This window comes from Crossiella sp. NPDC003009, assembly GCF_053591555.1.
The window spans coordinates 49,563-65,130 of record NZ_JBSFUA010000019.1; the positions used below are offsets into that span (position 1 = coordinate 49,563).

A 15,568-nucleotide genomic window follows, 5' to 3' on the forward strand; every position below is an offset into this window, starting at 1 on the left:
GCGTGGCTAACTCCTCCGCGCGCACCGCGGTGCTCATGGGACTCGGGCTCGCGGTGCTCGGCGCGTCCGGGTTCGGTTTCCTCGCCGTGGTCGGCGCGACCCTGACCCCGAGCGACCAGGCCGGGGTGCTCGGCCTCTACCTGATCATCAACATCATCGGGCCGGGCCTGTTCGTGGCGCTGGAGCAGGAGACCAACCGGGTGCTCAGCAGCGGGACTGCCGCCGGCGTGGACCCGAGGCCGGGGATCCGGCGGGCCGCGCTGCTCGGCGCCGGGCTGGCCGGGGTGACGGTGCTGGTGGTGCTGGCCATCTCGCCGATCCTGGTGGAGCGCAACCTCGGCGGGCACTCCTCGCTGCTGCTGTGGATCGTGCTGGGCACGCTGGCCTCGGCCGCCATCTTCTTCGCCCGCGGGCTGCTGGCCGCCGGTCAGCAGTTCACCGGCTACGCGGCCAGCCTGGCCACCGAGGGGCTCACCCGGTTGCTGCCCTGTCTGGCGCTGGCCCTGCTCGGTTACGCCACGGTCGACGGCTACGGGCTGATCTTCGCCCTCGGTGGCGCCTTCGCGCTGCTGGTCGCGCTGCCCTGGCTGCGCCGGGCGCTGGCCGCGACCAAGATCACCGCCGAACCCGCCGAACCCGCCGACCCGGCCAACGCGGCCGCCGTGCTCGCCGGGCACAGCACCCGGACCATCGCGCACGGGCTGGCGCTGCTCGGCCTGGCCACCCTGCTCGCCCAGCTGGTGGCCAACCTGGCCCCGCTGGTGGTCACCGGCCGGATGCCGGAGGCGCCCGCGGTGGCCGTCGCCTTCGGCTACGCCTTCGTGCTCACCCGGGTGCCGTTGCTGCTGTTCGGGCCGGTGCAGGCGATGATGCTGCCCGGGCTGACCGCGGCCGCGGTGCGCGGCGACCTGGCCGAGGTGCGCCGCCGGGTCGGGCTCATCCTGCTCGCCGTGGCCGGGGTCGGGCTGCCCGGCGCGCTGCTGTCCGCGCTGGTCGGGCCTTGGCTGGTGGTCGCCTTCTTCCAGGCGAAAGTGCCGCCGTCCGCGCTGGTCATGGGCCTGCTCGGGCTCTCGACCGTACTGCTGATGATCGCCCAGGTGCTCCAGCCGGCACTGGTGGCCGTCGGCAGGCACCGGGTGGTCACGATCGGCTGGGTGATCGGCACCGCGGTGCTGGTCGCGATCATGCTGCTGCCGGGCGAGCCGATCGGCACCGCGGTGGTCGCCCAGCTGGCCGGGCCGCTGCTGGTGGCGCTGGTGACCGCGGGCGGGCTGTGGCGCGCGGTCCGGGACCGCGCGCCGGTCGGGGTCAGCTGAGTCCGGCCCGTTCCCGCGCCCAGGCCACCACGTTGGCCACGCCGGTGGCCAGGTCGGTGGCCGGCTTCCAGCCCAGCTCGGCGTGCGCGGCCGAGGAGTCCAGCACCATCGCGGCCAGGTCGCCCGGCCGGGCCGGGGCGAACTCCGGCTCGCGGTCCACGCCGGCGGCCCTGGCCACCACGCGGTGCAGCTCCAGGTCGGAGGTCTCCACCCCGGTGCCCAGGTTGAACCGGCGGCCGCCGCCTGCCTCGCCACTGGCCTTGACCAGCGCGTCCACGATGTCGCCGACGTAGATGTAGTCGCGGGTGTTGTCGCCCTTGCCGAAGACCTTGGTGGGCCCGCCGCTGGTCAGCGCGCCCGCGAAGATCGCCACCACGCCCGCCTCGCCGTGCGGGTCCTGGCGCGGGCCGTAGACGTTGCCGAAGGCCAGCGCGGTGTAGTCCAGGCCGTGCAGCTGCCGGTACTGGCGCAGGTAGGTCTCGCCGGTGAGCTTGCTGCTGGCGTAGGGCGAGAGCGGGTTGGTCGGCGCGGTCTCGGCCACCGGCAGGTCGGTGGTCGGCCCGTAGATGGCCACCGAGGAGGCGAAGAGCACCTTGCGGGTGCCTGCCGCGCGGGCGGCCTCCAGCACGGCGACCGTGCCCAGCACGTTGACCTTGGCGTCGTGCAGCGGGTCGGCCACGCTGGCCCGCACGTCCACCTGGGCGGCCAGGTGGAAGATCACCTCGGGCGCCGCCTCGGCGACGGCCGCGGCCAGATCGGGGCCGGTCACGTCCAGCTCGACGAACCGGAACCGCTCGTTGCCCATGGCCCCGTCCAGGTTGGCCAGGCGGCCGTTGGACAGGTCGTCGAACACGGTCACCTGGTGACCCTCGGTCAGCAGCCGATCGCTCAGATTGGAGCCGATGAAACCGGCGCCCCCCGTGACCAGAACTCGCATAGAACGCCCCTTGTGAACCGTGTCAAGCTGGTTGAACTACCATAGCCCGGTCGTGTCGTCCGCCTGATTTGGAGCCTTACGGCAATGTCTGACCACGACGACGTCTGGGTGGTCGTACCCGTCTACAACGAAGACAAGGTCATCGCCGAGGTAGTCGAGAACACCAGGAAGACCTTTCCCAACATCGTCTGCGTGGACGACGGGAGCGCCGACCGGTCCGCCGAGGAGATCGCCCGCACGGGTGCGCACCTCGTCCGGCACCCGGTGAACCTCGGGCAGGGCGCTGCCCTGCAGACCGGGCTGTCGTACGCGCTGGGCAGGCCGGGGGCGAAGTACTTCATCACCTTCGACGCCGACGGTCAGCACCGCGTGGAAGACGCGCTGGCCATGATCGCCGAGGTCAAGTCGGGCAGCTGCGATGTCGCGCTCGGTTCCCGCTTCCTCAACAAGGCGGTCACCGTCCCGTGGATCAAGCGGGTGGTGCTGCGCACGGTGGTCGCGCTGAGCCCGAAGGCACGCAAGCTGCAGCTCACCGACGCGCACAACGGCCTGCGGGTGTTCAGCCGCCCGGTGGTCGAGCGCCTGCGCATCTCCATGAACGGCATGGCGCACGCCTCGGAGATCGTCTCGTTCCTCTCCGTGGCCAACGTCCGGGTCAAGGAGGTGCCGGTGACGATCCTCTACACCGAGTACTCCATGTCCAAGGGACAGTCCCTGGTCAATGGGGTCAACATCCTGTTCGACCTCTCGGTCAAGCAGCGGGGGAACTAGGCAATGCTCATCATCCAGCTCGTCCTCCTCTTCTCCGTGGTCATCCTGCTGTTCTTCTTCACCCGGCGCAGGCACAGCGTGCGGATGCAGGCGGGCAAGCGGATCGCGTTCTTCGGCTTCATCGCCTTCTGCGTGTACGCGGTGGCCCGGCCGGACGACCTCACCGTGGCCGCCAAGCTGGTCGGGGTCGGCCGGGGCGCCGACCTGCTGCTGTACCTGCTGGCGGTGGCGTTCATCTTCCTGGCGTTCAACACCTACCTGCGTTTCCGCGGGATCGACCAGCGCTTCACCGACCTGGCCCGCGCCATCGCCATCCGCGAGGCCGAGCTGGTCAACCGGGAGCGCGGGCTGAACGTGTTCACCGCCGCGGTCGCCCCGCAGCCGGCGCACGAGCCGGAGGACACCGACCCGACGGTCGCCGAGGCCGAGGCCGCCGAGGCCACCGCCGTGGAGAAGCCCGCCGCGTCCACGACGGCCAAGTCCGAAGCCAAGATCAGCTCGGTCACCGCTTAACTCACGGGAGCACGGCCGCCACCTCGTCCGCGACGTGGCGGCCGATCTCCAGCGCGCTGGTCGCGGCCGGGGACGGCGCGTTCAGCACGTGCACCTGCCGGGGCGCGCGGTCGATCAGGAAGTCCTCGACCAGCCCGCCGTCCGGGCGCAGCGCCTGCGCGCGCACCCCGGCCTCGGCTGGCACCAGGTCGGCGGCGGTCACCCCGGGCACCAGCCGAGCCAGGCTGGCCGCGAACAGGCGCTTGGAGAACGAGCGCAGCATCTCCTGCGCGCCGGTGCGGGTGTGCTTGCGGGCCAGCCGCCAGAAGCCGGGAAATCGCAGCGTGTCGGCCAGGTCCCTGGGTGAGAGGTCCCGCCACCGGTAACCCTCCCGGCGCAGCGCGAGCACCGCGTTGGGGCCCGCGTGCACGCCGCCGTCGAGCATCCGGGTCAGGTGCACGCCCAGGAACGGGAACCGGGGGTCGGGCACCGGGTAGATCAGGCCGCGCACCAGGTGCCGGGCCTGCGGCCGCAGCTCGTGGTACTCGCCGCGGAAGGGCACGATCCGGGCCGACGGACGCCGTCCGGCCAGCCGGGCGATCCGGTCGCTGTGCAGGCCGGCGCAGTTGACCACCGCGTCCGCCCGTACCTCGCCGCCGCCGGTCACCAGCAGCACGCCCGCCGGCCTCGGGTACACCGCGCGCACCTCGGCCCCGGTGCGCAGGTCGGCCCCGCGCTCGCCGAGCAGCCGGACCAGCGCCGCGCACACCCCCGGGTAGTCGATGATCCCGGTGGACTCCACCCGCAGCGCGGCCACGCAGCGCGCCGCCGGCTCGTACTCCGCGGCCTCGGCCGGACTCAGCAGCCGGGCGGGCACCCCGTTCGCGGCCGCCCGCTCGTGCAGCACGCGCAACCGGGGCAGCTCCGCCTGCTCGGTGGCCAGCACCAGCTTGCCGCACACCTGCACGGCCACCCCGTGCTCCTTGGCGAAGGCGACCATAGATGTGTTGCCCGCCACGCACATCCGGGCCTTGAAGCTGCCAGGGGCGTAGTACAGCCCGGCGTGGATCACTCCGCTGTTGTGCCCGGTCTGGTGCCGGGCGAAGCCGTTCTCCTTCTCCAGCAAGGTGATCCGCTGCCCTCGGCCGGCCAGCTCGTGCGCCACGGCCAGCCCCACGATGCCACCGCCGACCACCGCGATGTGTGCCATACCGGACACCGTACGGCCCCGGTCCGGCCTGGTGCGCGGGCCGAACAGGCGGATCCGTAGGCTCAGGGGTGACTGTGGCCAGGGGGACGAGACCGGGGACCAAAGGTGCTTTCACTGACAGGCGCGGACATCGCGCTGGTGCTTGGCTACGCGCTGTTGCTGTTCGGGCCCGGCCTGGCCATCGCGGCGGCCGGTGGGCTGCGCGGCTGGCGGCTGGTGGCGGTGGCGCCGCTGCTGACCTACGGCATCGGCGGCGCGGTCGGCCCGATCGCCAAGCAGTTCGGGTTGTCCTGGGGGCCGATGACCCTGCTCGGCGCCGCGCTCGTGGTGTTCGTGCTGGTGCTGGTGATCCAGCTGGTGACGGCCTGGCTGCGCGGCCGCCGCCCGCAGCGGCCGGAGACGGACCCGCTGCCGGTCTGGTCCCGGCGCGCGCAGTGGGGCGTGATCGGCGCGACCGCGTTCGCGGTGCTGCTCGGCGGGGCCGTGATCCTGCTCGGCCTGCGGAACCTGCAGGCCATCCACCAGGACTGGGACGCGGTCTTCCACGGCGCGGCGGTCCGGTTCATCGCCGACTCCGGCGACGGCACCCCGGCCGCGCTCAAGGCGATCAACAACTACAACCTGGACAGCTTCTTCTACCCCAACGGCTACCACCTGATCGCCGCGGCGGTCTACCAGCTCACCGGCGCGACCGTGCCCGCGGTGCTCAACGCCCAGCTGTTCCTGGTGCCGCTGTTCCTGACCACCGGCCTGGTCGCGCTGCTGCGCTCGATGCGCGCGCCCGCGCTGCTCACCGCGGTGACCGCGGCGCTGAGCGCGGCGTTCTCCGCGGTGCCGTGGGACATCCTGTGGCGCGGTCCGCTGCTGCCCTACGCCACCGGCCTGGTGCTGGTGCCCGCCTTCCTGGTGCTGCTCGGCCAGGTGCTGGCCACCCGGCGGATCTGCCTGCTGCTGCTCACCGCGATCGCCGCGGTCGGCCTGGTGGCCCTGCACCCCAGCGCGGCCTTCATCGCGATCGGCTTCGCCGTCTTCCAGGTCGCCCAGTTCTGGTACCGGCACCGCAGGGAGGTCGTGCCCGGCCTGGTCGCGCTGGCCGGGGTCGGCGTGCTGGCCGCGGTGATCGGCCTGCCGCACCTGCTCGGCGCGCTCGGCGCGGCCGGCGCGGACGAGCCGGTGAACTGGGCTTCGGTCGGCTCGCCGCCCGCCGCGATCGCCGAGCTGATCACGCTCAACCACGGATCGCCGTTCCCGCAGTGGTTCCTGGTGCCGTTCGTGCTGATCGGCCTGGCCGGGATCAAGCGGCTGCGCCGGTTCACCTGGTTCCTGCTGGGCTGTGCGTTCTTCGGCTTCCTGACCATGCTGGCCTACTCCTACGACCACCCGATCGTCTCCGCGCTGACCAGGCCCTGGTGGGACGACCGGTTCCGGCTGGCCGCGATCGCCACCATCGGCCTGATCCTCATCGCCGCGAACGGCGTGCTGATCAGCCGGGACTGGCTGCTGCACCAGCTGCGCACCAGGGACCGGCTGACCAGGCTGCGGGTGCTGGCCAAGCCGGTGGTGCTGCTGCTGGTGATCCTGAGCGTGGTGGGCGTGGCCAGCCGCGGTTTCTACCTCACCCGCAACGCCACCCGGATGAGCTGGGGCTGGTACAACGGCAAGACGGTGACCCCGGGCGAGGTGGTCGCGCTGCAACGGATCAAGCCGATCGTCGGCCCTGGGCACGTGGTGATGAACGACCCGTTCGACGGCTCGGCCTGGATGCGCGCGCTGGCCGGCCTGACCCCGGTGTTCGGGCACGTGGTGGCGCCGGAGAGCTACGAGGCGCTGGACCAGCCGCGCAAGCTGCTGCTGGAGAAGTTCAACGAGTTCGACACCAACGCCGAGGTCCGCAAGGCGGCCAAGCAGCTGAAGGTCGAGTACGTCTACGTCAGCGCCGGCTTCATCCGGGCGGGCAACCGGCGGGCCAACGGCCTGCGCGGCCTGGACATGGTGAAGTCGCTGGAGATGGTCGACGACAGCCCGGACGACCGGCTCTACCGGATCAAGCCGGGCGCCTACGACCGCTGAGGCCCGGCTCACAGCAAGGCAACGATCCTTCCTTTTCCAACGTGACTCATCGGGGATGGGTTCTTTGGGGGGAGACAAATGTCTGCTGTGTTGTTGGCGCTGTCCGCGGCGCTGTTGTTGTTGCCCGGCCTGGTGATCGGGCTGGCGGCCGGCTTGCGCGGCTGGCTGCTGGCGGCCGGCGCGCCGGTGCTGACCTACGGGTTGGCCGGGGTGCTCGGGCCGCTGGCGCCCGCGCTGGGGCTGCGCTGGTCGCCGTGGGTGCTGCTGGGCGGCGCCGCACTGTTCGCGCTGGGGCTGGCCGTGATCCGCGGTCGCCTGGTCGAGCCGGAGCGGGTGTGGACCCGGTCCAAGCACCTGGTGGTGGCCGGCTCGGTGACGCTGGCCGCCGGGGTCGGCGTGGGGCTGTTGTTCTTCGCCAGCAAGGGGTTCAGCGCGATCCCGCAGTTCTGGGACGCGATCTTCCACGGCAACGCGGTCCGGTTCATCGCCGACTCGGGCAACAGCGCGCCCAGTGGGCTCAACGTGATCGCCCAGCCCGCGGCGCAGAACTACTTCTACCCCAACGGTTATCACCTGGTGGTGGCCACCGTGCACCAGTTCGGCGCCAGTACCGTGGTGCAGGCGCTCAACGCGATGAACGCGCTGCTGATCGGGGTGTTCGCGCTGTCCATGACCGCCCTGCTGCGCACGCTGCGGGTGCGCGCGGCGATCGTGGCGGTGACCGCGTTGCTGTGCTGCGCCTTCACCGGTTTCCCCTACGACCTGCTGACCTGGGGCCCGCTCTACCCGTACGCCACCGGGGTGGCGCTGCTGCCCACCGCGCTCGCGCTGGTGGTCCGCGCGCTGGACGCGCCGCGGCCCGCGCTGGTCGCGGTGACCGCGCTGGCCCTGGTCGGCCTGACCGCGATCCACCCGAGCGTGTCCATCGCGGCCGCGGTGTTCGGCCTCGGCCTGCTGGCCCAGCGCTGGCTGACCGCCCGCCGGGTCCCGCTCGGTGAGCTGCTGACCCTGGCCGTGCTGGTCGCCGGCGCGCTGGCACTGGGCATCGCGCACGTGCTGGGCACGCTGAGCGCGGCAGGCGGCCCCGCCTACGACTGGGCGGTGCAGCGCGGTGTGCCGGAGGCCCTTGGGCGCCTGGTGTTCTTCACCCGGTCCTTCGACGAGCCGCAGTGGTGGCTGATCCTGCCGTTCGTGATCGGCGTGCTGGCCTTCCGCCGCCTGCTGCCGCTGCTGTGGCTGCTGGTCGTCTCGCTGGGCTTCGGGCTGCTGTCAGTGGGCGCCGCGGCCTACGAGGGCCCGTGGGTGGCCCTGCTGACCGCGCCCTGGTGGAACGACGAGTGGCGGCTGGCCGCGCTGTACCTGCTCGCGGTGCTGCCGGTGACCGCGCTGGGCCTGGTCACCGTGCTGGACCTGGTGCGCCGGCCGCTGCCGCGCCGGATCGGGCTGGTGGCCGCCGCGCTGAGCGTGCTGCTGTTCGGCTACCTGAGCAACGGGCTCTACCACCAGCGCAACGGCAACCGGCTGGCGATCACCTTCGGCGGCGGCCCCACGGTCACCGACCTGGAGCACCAGGCGATGAACCACCTGGCCGGGCTGGTCCGGCCGGGCGAGATCGTGTTCAACGACGCCCAGGACGGCTCGCCCTGGATGTGGGCGCTCACCGGTGTCCGCCCGGCCTTCGGGCATGCGCTGGCCGGCACCGAAGGCGACGGTCTCGGCAAGGAGCGCCCGCTGCTGCGCGAACGCTTCCACGCCTACGACACCGATCCCGAGGTGCGCGCCGCGGCCAAGGCGCTGGGCGTGCGGTTCGTCTTCATCGGCCAGGGTTTTGTCACCGGCAGCCAGCAGCGCGCGCCCGGCCTGGTCGAGCTGGACAAGGTGCGCTCGCTGCGGGTGGTCTACGAGAACCCGGACGCCAAGATCTACCAGCTGACCGAGCCGGACGGTCAGCGCCCTGCCGACCAGCCGGGGAAGACGCCGCCGGGCGGGCCGGTCGTGGTCAGCAGCTCGCCGGTCAAGCCGAAGCCGAGCAGCTCCACCCCGTCCTGACCGGTGATCGCGGCCGCCTGGTCGGCCAGCTCGCCGCGCAGCTCCGACCAGGCCAGGCCGGCCGGCTTGCCGGTGCCGACCACCAGCGAGCCGTCCACCCGCCTGCCGTGCAGCACCACCGAGTCGCCGGTCACCGCCAGGCCCAGTCCGGACAGGCCCTCGGTGCCCGGCCGCACCATCGCCTCGCCGCCGGTGGCGATGGCCAGCGCGCCGCTGCCCTCGACCGGGTAGGCCAGCAGCCCGCCGCCGACCACCGGGGGCCCGGCCGGTCGCGGTCCGCGCACCGGCGGCTCGGCGGTGAAGCCCTCGCCCTGCTGCCGCCAGCGCAGCACGCCGGTGCGGGTGCTCGCCGCCACGGTCAGCCCAGGGCCGACCGCGAGGCCGTCCTGCACGTCCGTGCCGCCCAGGTCCAGCCAGCCGGTCGGCCAAGTGTCCGACGTGGACTGCCGGAGCGCGCTCACCCCGCCGCCGCCGTTCTTCACCAGCACCACCAGCGCGCCACTGGCATCCCGGGCGGCCACCGGCACGCCGACCGAGCCGCGCCTGCCGGGCAGGACGCGCTCGTTCGGGCTGCCCAGCCTGGTCCAGGCCCAGGAGCCCGGCGTGGTCACCACCACCTCGTCGGAGTCGCGGTCGCGGGCGAAGACGTGCAGGCGGCCGTGCCGGTCCGCGGCCACGCTCACCCCGGGGTTCAGCGTGGCCCCGCCCACCGGCGCAGGGCCGGACCAGGTACTGCCGGTGCGGCGCCAGAAGGTCAGCTCGCCTGCGCGCACCGCGAAGGCGTACCGCGAGCCGTCCGCGTCGGCACCCGCCCAGGTCGAGCCGGTGGGCCAGCGCGGGTACTGGCGGCGCAGCCAGCCGTCGTAGGGCTCGCCGAGGCTGACGTCGGAGTCGTGCGGGACGTACGCGCCGAAGGTGTCCAGCTTGTCCCGCTGCTCGGCCCCGGACAGGTTCACCGGGGCCTCGGCGACGTTGTAGTTGCGGTAGTTCAGCTCCACCGCCGAGCCGCCGGCCTTCCGGTACTCCCGCACCGCCGCCGCGGCCAGCCGGGCCGCGATCACGTGGTCGGGGTGGTCGTTGAACCGGACCCAGTTCTTGGCGTACCTGGGGTCGGGGCTGGGATCCTGCGCGCGCAGCACGGTGGGCCGGAACCGGGCCAGCAGGTCGACCAGCAGCTGGATCACCTGGCCCCTGGTGTACTCGTACGGCCTGGGCAGCTGGCCGCCTGCCGGGGTGAGCGTGCGCAGTTTCAGCGCCTCCGCCTGGTCCAGCCAGAGCCGGGTCAGCGCGTGCTTGCCGCCGTTGGCCCTCGGATCGTTGTCCTCCGGCAGGTTCACGAACACCAGCTGGACCTCGGGCCTGGCCGCCAGCGTGTACAGCTCCACACCGTGATCAGGATCACTGTCCAGCCGCTCGGCCCGCCACTCGTCTGCCACCCCGGCCATCCGCGCGTATGCGGACCGGGTGCCAGCTTGCCGTTGCGCTGCGTAACCATTCGCGTCAGGCTTGTCCGTTTCGCCCGCGGTGAGATAGACGCCCACGGTCGGCTTCTTTGCCCTGATTCCGGCCGCCAAGTCCGGGTTCATGAAGATGATGTCGTCATCGGCGTGTGCGATGATCTGCATGAACCTTGCTTCCGGCGTGCCGGGTGGCAGAGTGGGCTGCGCAGGCGGGCTCGTGCAGGAAATCAGCGCGACGGCCAACGCGCCAGCGAGCAGCAGAGTTCCCCAATGGCGGAACGGGACGCGGTGCATGACACCGAACGTAGTCATTTATCGGACTCGTTCCCCATAACGGTGCAACCTGAAGACGACCTGAAGCGTCCCCGGAGCGTGACCCGAACCAGAAGTCGGCGCCTGTCCGTCGTGGTGCCCTGCTTCAACGAGGAGCAGGGCCTGGCCCAGCTGCACGCCACCCTCCTTGAGGTGCTGCCCACGGTGGCCGACGACTTCGAGGTGCTGCTCGTCGACGACGGCAGCAGCGACGGCACGCTGGCCGAGATGCGCCGGATCAGCGCGCTCAGCCCGCAGTTCCGCTACCTCGCGCTGAGCCGCAACTTCGGCAAGGAAGCCGCCATGCTGGCCGGGCTCAGCGAGGCCTCCGGGCACGCGGTGGCGATCATGGACGCCGACCTCCAGCACCCGCCGCAGCTGCTCGGCGCGATGCTGACCAAGCTGGACGAGGGTCACGACCAGGTGGTGGCCCGGCGCACCAGGGACGGCGACGGGCGGGCCCGCACCTTGGTCTCCCGGCTGTACTACCGGCTGATCAACCGGATGGTCGAGGTCGACCTCAAGGACGGGGTCGGCGACTTCCGGGTGCTCAGCCACCGCGCGGTGCGCGCCCTGCTCTCCCTCGGCGAGTACAACCGGTTCTCCAAGGGCCTGTTCTCTTGGATCGGCTTCGACACCGCGATCGTGGACTACGACAACGTGGCGCGGCAGCACGGCAGCTCCAAGTGGAGCTTCGGCTCGCTGCTCAACTACGGCATCGACGGGGTCGTCTCGTTCAACAACCGGCCGCTGCGGATCGCCATCTACCTCGGTGTGCTGGTCACCGTGCTGGCCTTCCTCTACGCCGGGTACGTGGCCGTGGACGTGATCTTCACCGGGGTGGACGCGCCGGGCTACGCCACGCTGATGGTGGGCATCGCCGGGCTCGGCGGCATCCAGTTGCTCTTCCTCGGCGTGATCGGGGAGTACCTGGGCCGCATCTACTACGAGACCAAGCGCCGCCCGCACTTCCTGGTCAAGGAGGCCAGCGAGCCGCAGCCGCCCGCGCTCACCGTGCTGGGCCCCAAGGCGGTCGAGCACTCCGAGGAGCTGCACCAGCGGGCCACCGCGCCGTGGGCGGTCCGGCGGTGATCCCGGGGCGGGTGCTGCGCTTCGCACTGGTCGGCGCGGTCAACACCGGCGTCTACTACGGCCTCTACCTGGCCCTGCACCTGGTGCTGCCGTACCTGGCCGCGCACGTGCTGGCCTTCCTGCTGGCCATGGTCGGCTCCTACTTCCTCAACTGCCACTTCACCTTCCGCACCAAGCCGACGCTGCGGAAGTTCCTGCTCTTCCCGCTGTCCAACGCGGCCAACTTCGCGATCACCTCGCTCGGGCTCTACCTGCTGGTGGACCTGGGCGGCATGAACTCCACCGTCGCGCCGCTGCTGGTGGCCGTGCTGGCCATCCCGGTGACCTTCGTGGTCTCGCAGATGGTGTTGGTGGGCAAGGAAAAGGCAGCCGCTCGGTGAAATCCTGGCTCAACCGCGCCGCCGTGCCGCTCGGGCTGGCCGCCTTCGTCGCGCTGCTCGCCCAGGTGCCCTTGCTGCGCAACCCGAACTTCTACTTCACCGACGACAGCGCGGCCCAGTTCCTGCCGATGTGGCACCGGCTGGGTGAACAGCTGCTGGCCGGGAACTGGCCGCCGCTGCTGGACAACGACTCCTGGATGGGCGGCAACCTGGCCGCCGAGGCGCTCTTCGGCGTGTGGAACCCGGTCAACCTGGCCAACTACCTGCTGGTGGCCGGGCTCGACGACCTGGCGCTGTCGGCCGCCGTGGTCAAGACCGAGTTCCTGGTGCTGCTCGCGCTCGGGGTCTACCTGCTCTGCCGGGAGTACGGCGCGGCCCGCTGGGCCAGTGCCGCGCTCGCCGCCGCGCTGCCCTTCGGCGGCTTCACCCTCTACTTCCAGGCGAGCACCTGGGTGGCCGGGCTGATGGCCTTCGCCTGGGTGCCCCACGTCTGGTGGTCGGCCCGGCGCAGCGCGCGCGGTGAGCTGTACCCGTTGTGGCCCTTCGTCTTCGGTGCGCTGTGCGTGACCAACGGCAACCCCTACGGCGTGCTCGGCGTGTGCGCGGTCCTGTTCGGACTGCTGGTGGAGTTCTGGCTGCGCAAGGACAAACCCGCGCTGCGCCGGGTGCTGCTGGTCGGTGTCTGCGTGGCCGCGGTGGTGCCGCTGGTGTTCCTGCCGCTGCTGGGCGCCTCCGCGGTGGGCCTGCGCACCGGCAAGGAGCTGTTCAACATCGGCCAGCTGGTGCCCTCCCTCACCGACCTGCTCAACCTGAGCCTGCCCAGCCACCTGCCCGGCATCCGCGCTTTCGACCCCAGCGCCTACCGGATGACCGTGCCCGCCACCTACTTCGCTTGGTTCGTGCTGCCGCTGCTGGCCTGGCTGGACTTCGGCGTGCTCAAGCGCCGCTGGCGGGAGCTGGCCGCGGTGTTCACCGTGGCGGCCGGCTACCTGCTGCTCAGCCTCGGTCCGTCCAACCTGTGGATGTTCCGCTGGCCGCTGCGGCACGTGGAGTCGCTGTTCCTGGCCCTGGCCGTGCTCACCGCGGTGCTGTTGACCCCGGGCCTGCGCACCGACCGGCTGCGCGCCAGGGTGCTGGCCACCGGCGGCATCCTGCTGCTCAGCGGCTACCTGGCCTTCTCGGCCTGGCCCAAGATCTCCGCGCGGCACCTGCTGTCGCTGGCCCTGCTCGCCGGGCTGACCGCGCTGGTGGTGGTGGTCGCCCGCCGCGGCGGCCGGTGGACCGGGCGGCTGAGCGCGGCCGTGCTGTGCGGCGGCACCGCGCTGGTGCTGGTGCTGCAGACCGGCTGGCAGCCGGCCAACGCCGACGTGGCCGCCTACAAGTTCCCCGCCTCCACCGCGCAGCTGCACGAGCAGTTCGCCAAGCGCTACCGCGGCACCACGGTGCAGCTCGCCGACCGCGGCCTGCCAGGGCCCAACGGGGAGAACCGGGACGTGCTCTTCGGCAACATGTACGCCGCAGCCGGGGTGGGCACGCCCACCGCCTACACCGGCATGGGCTTCAAGCCGCTGCACAAGGCGCTGTGCCTGACCTTCTACGGCGGCACCTGCCGCAAGGCCTACCCGGCGCTGTTCCAGCCCACCGAGTCGGGAGCGTCACTCGCAGACCTGCTGCGGGTCGAGACCGTGGTGGTGCAGCGCAGCTTGTTCACCACGCCGGAGCACAAACCGGCCCTGGTGCCCGGCGCGAAGGTCGAGCCGGACCCGCTGGCCGGGCTGCCCGACCCCGCCTACCCGCCGGTCGTGTACCCCGGCTGGCGCGTGGAGGAAAGTAACGATGCGGTCACAGTGCTCCGGCGGGTGCGCCCGCTGGACTGGCCGGAGGGGCGGCTCAGCCAGGTCTCCGGCGGGGTGCGGGTGATCAGCGACCAGCAGCGCGGGCAGCGCACTGAGCTGGTGCGTTTCACCAGATCAGAGCAGTCCGGCGGCAAGGCGGAGCTGACTTTCGCGCGGCTGAACTGGCCGGGTTACACCGCGACGGTGAACGACCAACCGGTTGCGGTGCGTAACGGGCCGGGAGGCACGGTGGTGGTGGAGCTGCCGGCGGGAACGCGCTCCGGTGAGCTGCGCCTGCACTGGGACCCACCCGGCTACAAGATCGGGATTGGTTCGGCGCTGGCCGGTCTGCTCGCCGCGCTCGCGCTGTGCGTGGTCCGGTTCCGTAGTCGCCGGCGTACGGCGGGCGACGGCCGATTCGGAGCTTTCAGATGACGTCGGTACCCTGGCTTGCCGTGAGCTTCGCGGGTTACGACCTGATTGTCGTCGGTTCCGGATTCTATGGCCTTACTGTCGCTGAACAGACAGCCAGCAAGCTGAACAAGCGCGTGCTGGTGATCGATCGGCGCGACCACATCGGCGGCAACGCCTACTCGGAGGCCGAGCCCGAAACGGGTATCGAGGTGCACAAGTACGGGGCGCACCTCTTCCACACCTCCAACAAGCGCGTGTGGGACTACGTGAGCCAGTTCACTGAGTTCACCGACTACCAGCACCGCGTCTTCGCCATGCACGGCGGGCAGGCCTACCAGTTCCCGATGGGTCTTGGCCTGATCTCCCAGTTCGTCGGCAAGTACATGTCGCCGGAGGACGCGAAGGCCTGGGTGGCCGAGCACGCCGCCGAGTTCGACACCAAGGAAGCGCAGAACCTCGAGGAGAAGGCGATCTCCCTGATCGGGCGCCCGCTCTACGAGGCGTTCGTCAAGGACTACACCGCGAAGCAGTGGCAGACCGACCCCAAGGAACTGCCCGCCGCGGTCATCAGCCGCCTGCCGGTCCGGTACAACTTCAACAACCGGTACTTCAACGACACCTACGAGGGCCTGCCGGTCAACGGCTACACCGCGTGGCTGGAGAAGATGGCCGAGCACCCGAACATCGAGGTGCGGCTGTCCACGGACTACTTCGACATCAAGGACCAGATCCCGGCGGAGACCCCGATCGTCTACACCGGACCGCTGGACCGGTACTTCGACTACGCTGAGGGCTGGCTCGGCTGGCGCACTGTCGACCTGGTGCCCGAGGTCCTGCCGATCGGCGACTTCCAGGGCACCGCGGTGATGAACTACAACGACGCGGACGCCCCGTACACCCGGATCCACGAGTTCCGCCACTTCCACCCGGAGCGGGACTACCCGACTGACAAGACGGTCATCGTCCGCGAGTACTCCCGTGCGGCGGAGAAGGACGACGAGCCGTACTACCCGATCAACACCGCTGAGGACCGGCAGAAGCTCGAGCGCTACCGCGAGCTGGCCAGGGCCGAGGCCAAGGAGCGCAAGGTGATCTTCGGCGGTCGCCTCGGCACCTACAAGTACCTCGACATGCACATGGCCATCGGCTCGGCGCTGTCGGCGTTCGACAACAAGATCGCCCCATACTTCACCGAGGGTCGTCCATTCGACGGCTCCCTGGAGGACTGAG

12 protein-coding genes are annotated in these 15,568 nt (G+C 71.3%); 9 read left to right on the top strand and 3 right to left on the bottom strand.

Translation table 11 applies throughout. The annotated features are described in order from the left end of the window. The first annotated feature begins 2 nt into the window (after positions 1 to 2). Positions 3 to 1,316, top strand: a complete 1,314-nt coding sequence (locus tag ACWDY5_RS21065) for a lipopolysaccharide biosynthesis protein (protein ID WP_449723870.1) — start codon at positions 3 to 5, stop codon at positions 1,314 to 1,316. On the opposite strand, the gene ACWDY5_RS21070 is transcribed toward ACWDY5_RS21065, so the two are convergent. Beyond that, positions 1,309 to 2,253: an NAD-dependent epimerase/dehydratase family protein gene (locus ACWDY5_RS21070; protein ID WP_449723871.1), complete on the bottom strand. Its 945-nt coding sequence runs from the start codon at positions 2,251 to 2,253 to the stop codon at positions 1,309 to 1,311. The genes ACWDY5_RS21065 and ACWDY5_RS21070 overlap by 8 nt on opposite strands. 84 nt (positions 2,254 to 2,337) lie before the next feature. On the opposite strand from ACWDY5_RS21070, the gene ACWDY5_RS21075 reads away from it, so the two are divergent. Both ACWDY5_RS21075 and ACWDY5_RS21080 read left to right on the top strand, forming a co-directional pair. Continuing rightward, positions 2,338 to 3,024, top strand: coding sequence for a glycosyltransferase family 2 protein (locus ACWDY5_RS21075; RefSeq protein ID WP_185001135.1), 687 nt, complete (start codon positions 2,338 to 2,340; stop codon positions 3,022 to 3,024). 3 nt (positions 3,025 to 3,027) lie between these two features. Next, positions 3,028 to 3,537, top strand: coding sequence for a DUF2304 family protein (locus ACWDY5_RS21080; protein WP_449723872.1), 510 nt, complete (start codon positions 3,028 to 3,030; stop codon positions 3,535 to 3,537). Position 3,538: 1 nt separating this feature from the next. On the opposite strand, the gene lhgO is transcribed toward ACWDY5_RS21080, so the two are convergent. Beyond that, positions 3,539 to 4,726, bottom strand: a complete 1,188-nt coding sequence (gene lhgO, locus ACWDY5_RS21085; RefSeq protein WP_449723873.1) for an L-2-hydroxyglutarate oxidase — start codon at positions 4,724 to 4,726, stop codon at positions 3,539 to 3,541. 105 nt (positions 4,727 to 4,831) lie between these two features. Here lhgO and ACWDY5_RS21090 point away from each other — a divergent pair, with 105 nt between their 5' ends. Together ACWDY5_RS21090 and ACWDY5_RS21095 are read left to right on the top strand one after the other, a co-directional pair. After that, positions 4,832 to 6,796, top strand: coding sequence for a DUF6541 family protein (locus ACWDY5_RS21090; RefSeq protein ID WP_449723874.1), 1,965 nt, complete (start codon positions 4,832 to 4,834; stop codon positions 6,794 to 6,796). A 78-nt stretch (positions 6,797 to 6,874) separates the two neighbouring features. After that, complete coding sequence (locus ACWDY5_RS21095) at positions 6,875 to 8,845, top strand: DUF6541 family protein (RefSeq protein WP_449723875.1); 1,971 nt, start codon at positions 6,875 to 6,877, stop codon at positions 8,843 to 8,845. Here ACWDY5_RS21095 and ACWDY5_RS21100 read toward each other — a convergent pair. Then, on the bottom strand, positions 8,743 to 10,470 hold the full coding sequence (locus ACWDY5_RS21100; RefSeq protein ID WP_449723876.1) for a PIG-L family deacetylase: 1,728 nt from the start codon (positions 10,468 to 10,470) through the stop codon (positions 8,743 to 8,745). The two genes, ACWDY5_RS21095 and ACWDY5_RS21100, sit on opposite strands and share 103 nt — an antisense overlap. Positions 10,471 to 10,677: 207 nt before the next feature. Between ACWDY5_RS21100 and ACWDY5_RS21105 the strand changes: the two genes are divergently transcribed. From ACWDY5_RS21105 to glf, 4 genes are read left to right on the top strand one after another with little or no spacing between them, the layout of a single operon-like run. Further along, positions 10,678 to 11,709: a glycosyltransferase family 2 protein gene (locus tag ACWDY5_RS21105; protein ID WP_449723877.1), complete on the top strand. Its 1,032-nt coding sequence runs from the start codon at positions 10,678 to 10,680 to the stop codon at positions 11,707 to 11,709. Further along, complete coding sequence (locus tag ACWDY5_RS21110; protein ID WP_449723878.1) at positions 11,706 to 12,089, top strand: GtrA family protein; 384 nt, start codon at positions 11,706 to 11,708, stop codon at positions 12,087 to 12,089. Before ACWDY5_RS21105 ends, ACWDY5_RS21110 begins: the two co-directional genes overlap by 4 nt. Further along, positions 12,086 to 14,359 (top strand): hypothetical protein, encoded by a 2,274-nt coding sequence (locus ACWDY5_RS21115; RefSeq protein WP_449723879.1) that lies wholly within the window; start codon positions 12,086 to 12,088, stop codon positions 14,357 to 14,359. The genes ACWDY5_RS21110 and ACWDY5_RS21115 overlap by 4 nt, the downstream gene beginning before the upstream one ends. Further along, positions 14,356 to 15,567 carry a UDP-galactopyranose mutase gene (gene glf, locus ACWDY5_RS21120; RefSeq protein WP_449723880.1) on the top strand — a complete coding sequence of 404 codons (1,212 nt, stop codon included), beginning with the start codon at positions 14,356 to 14,358 and terminating at the stop codon, positions 15,565 to 15,567. The genes ACWDY5_RS21115 and glf overlap by 4 nt, the downstream gene beginning before the upstream one ends. The last annotated feature ends 1 nt before the right edge of the window (position 15,568 follow it).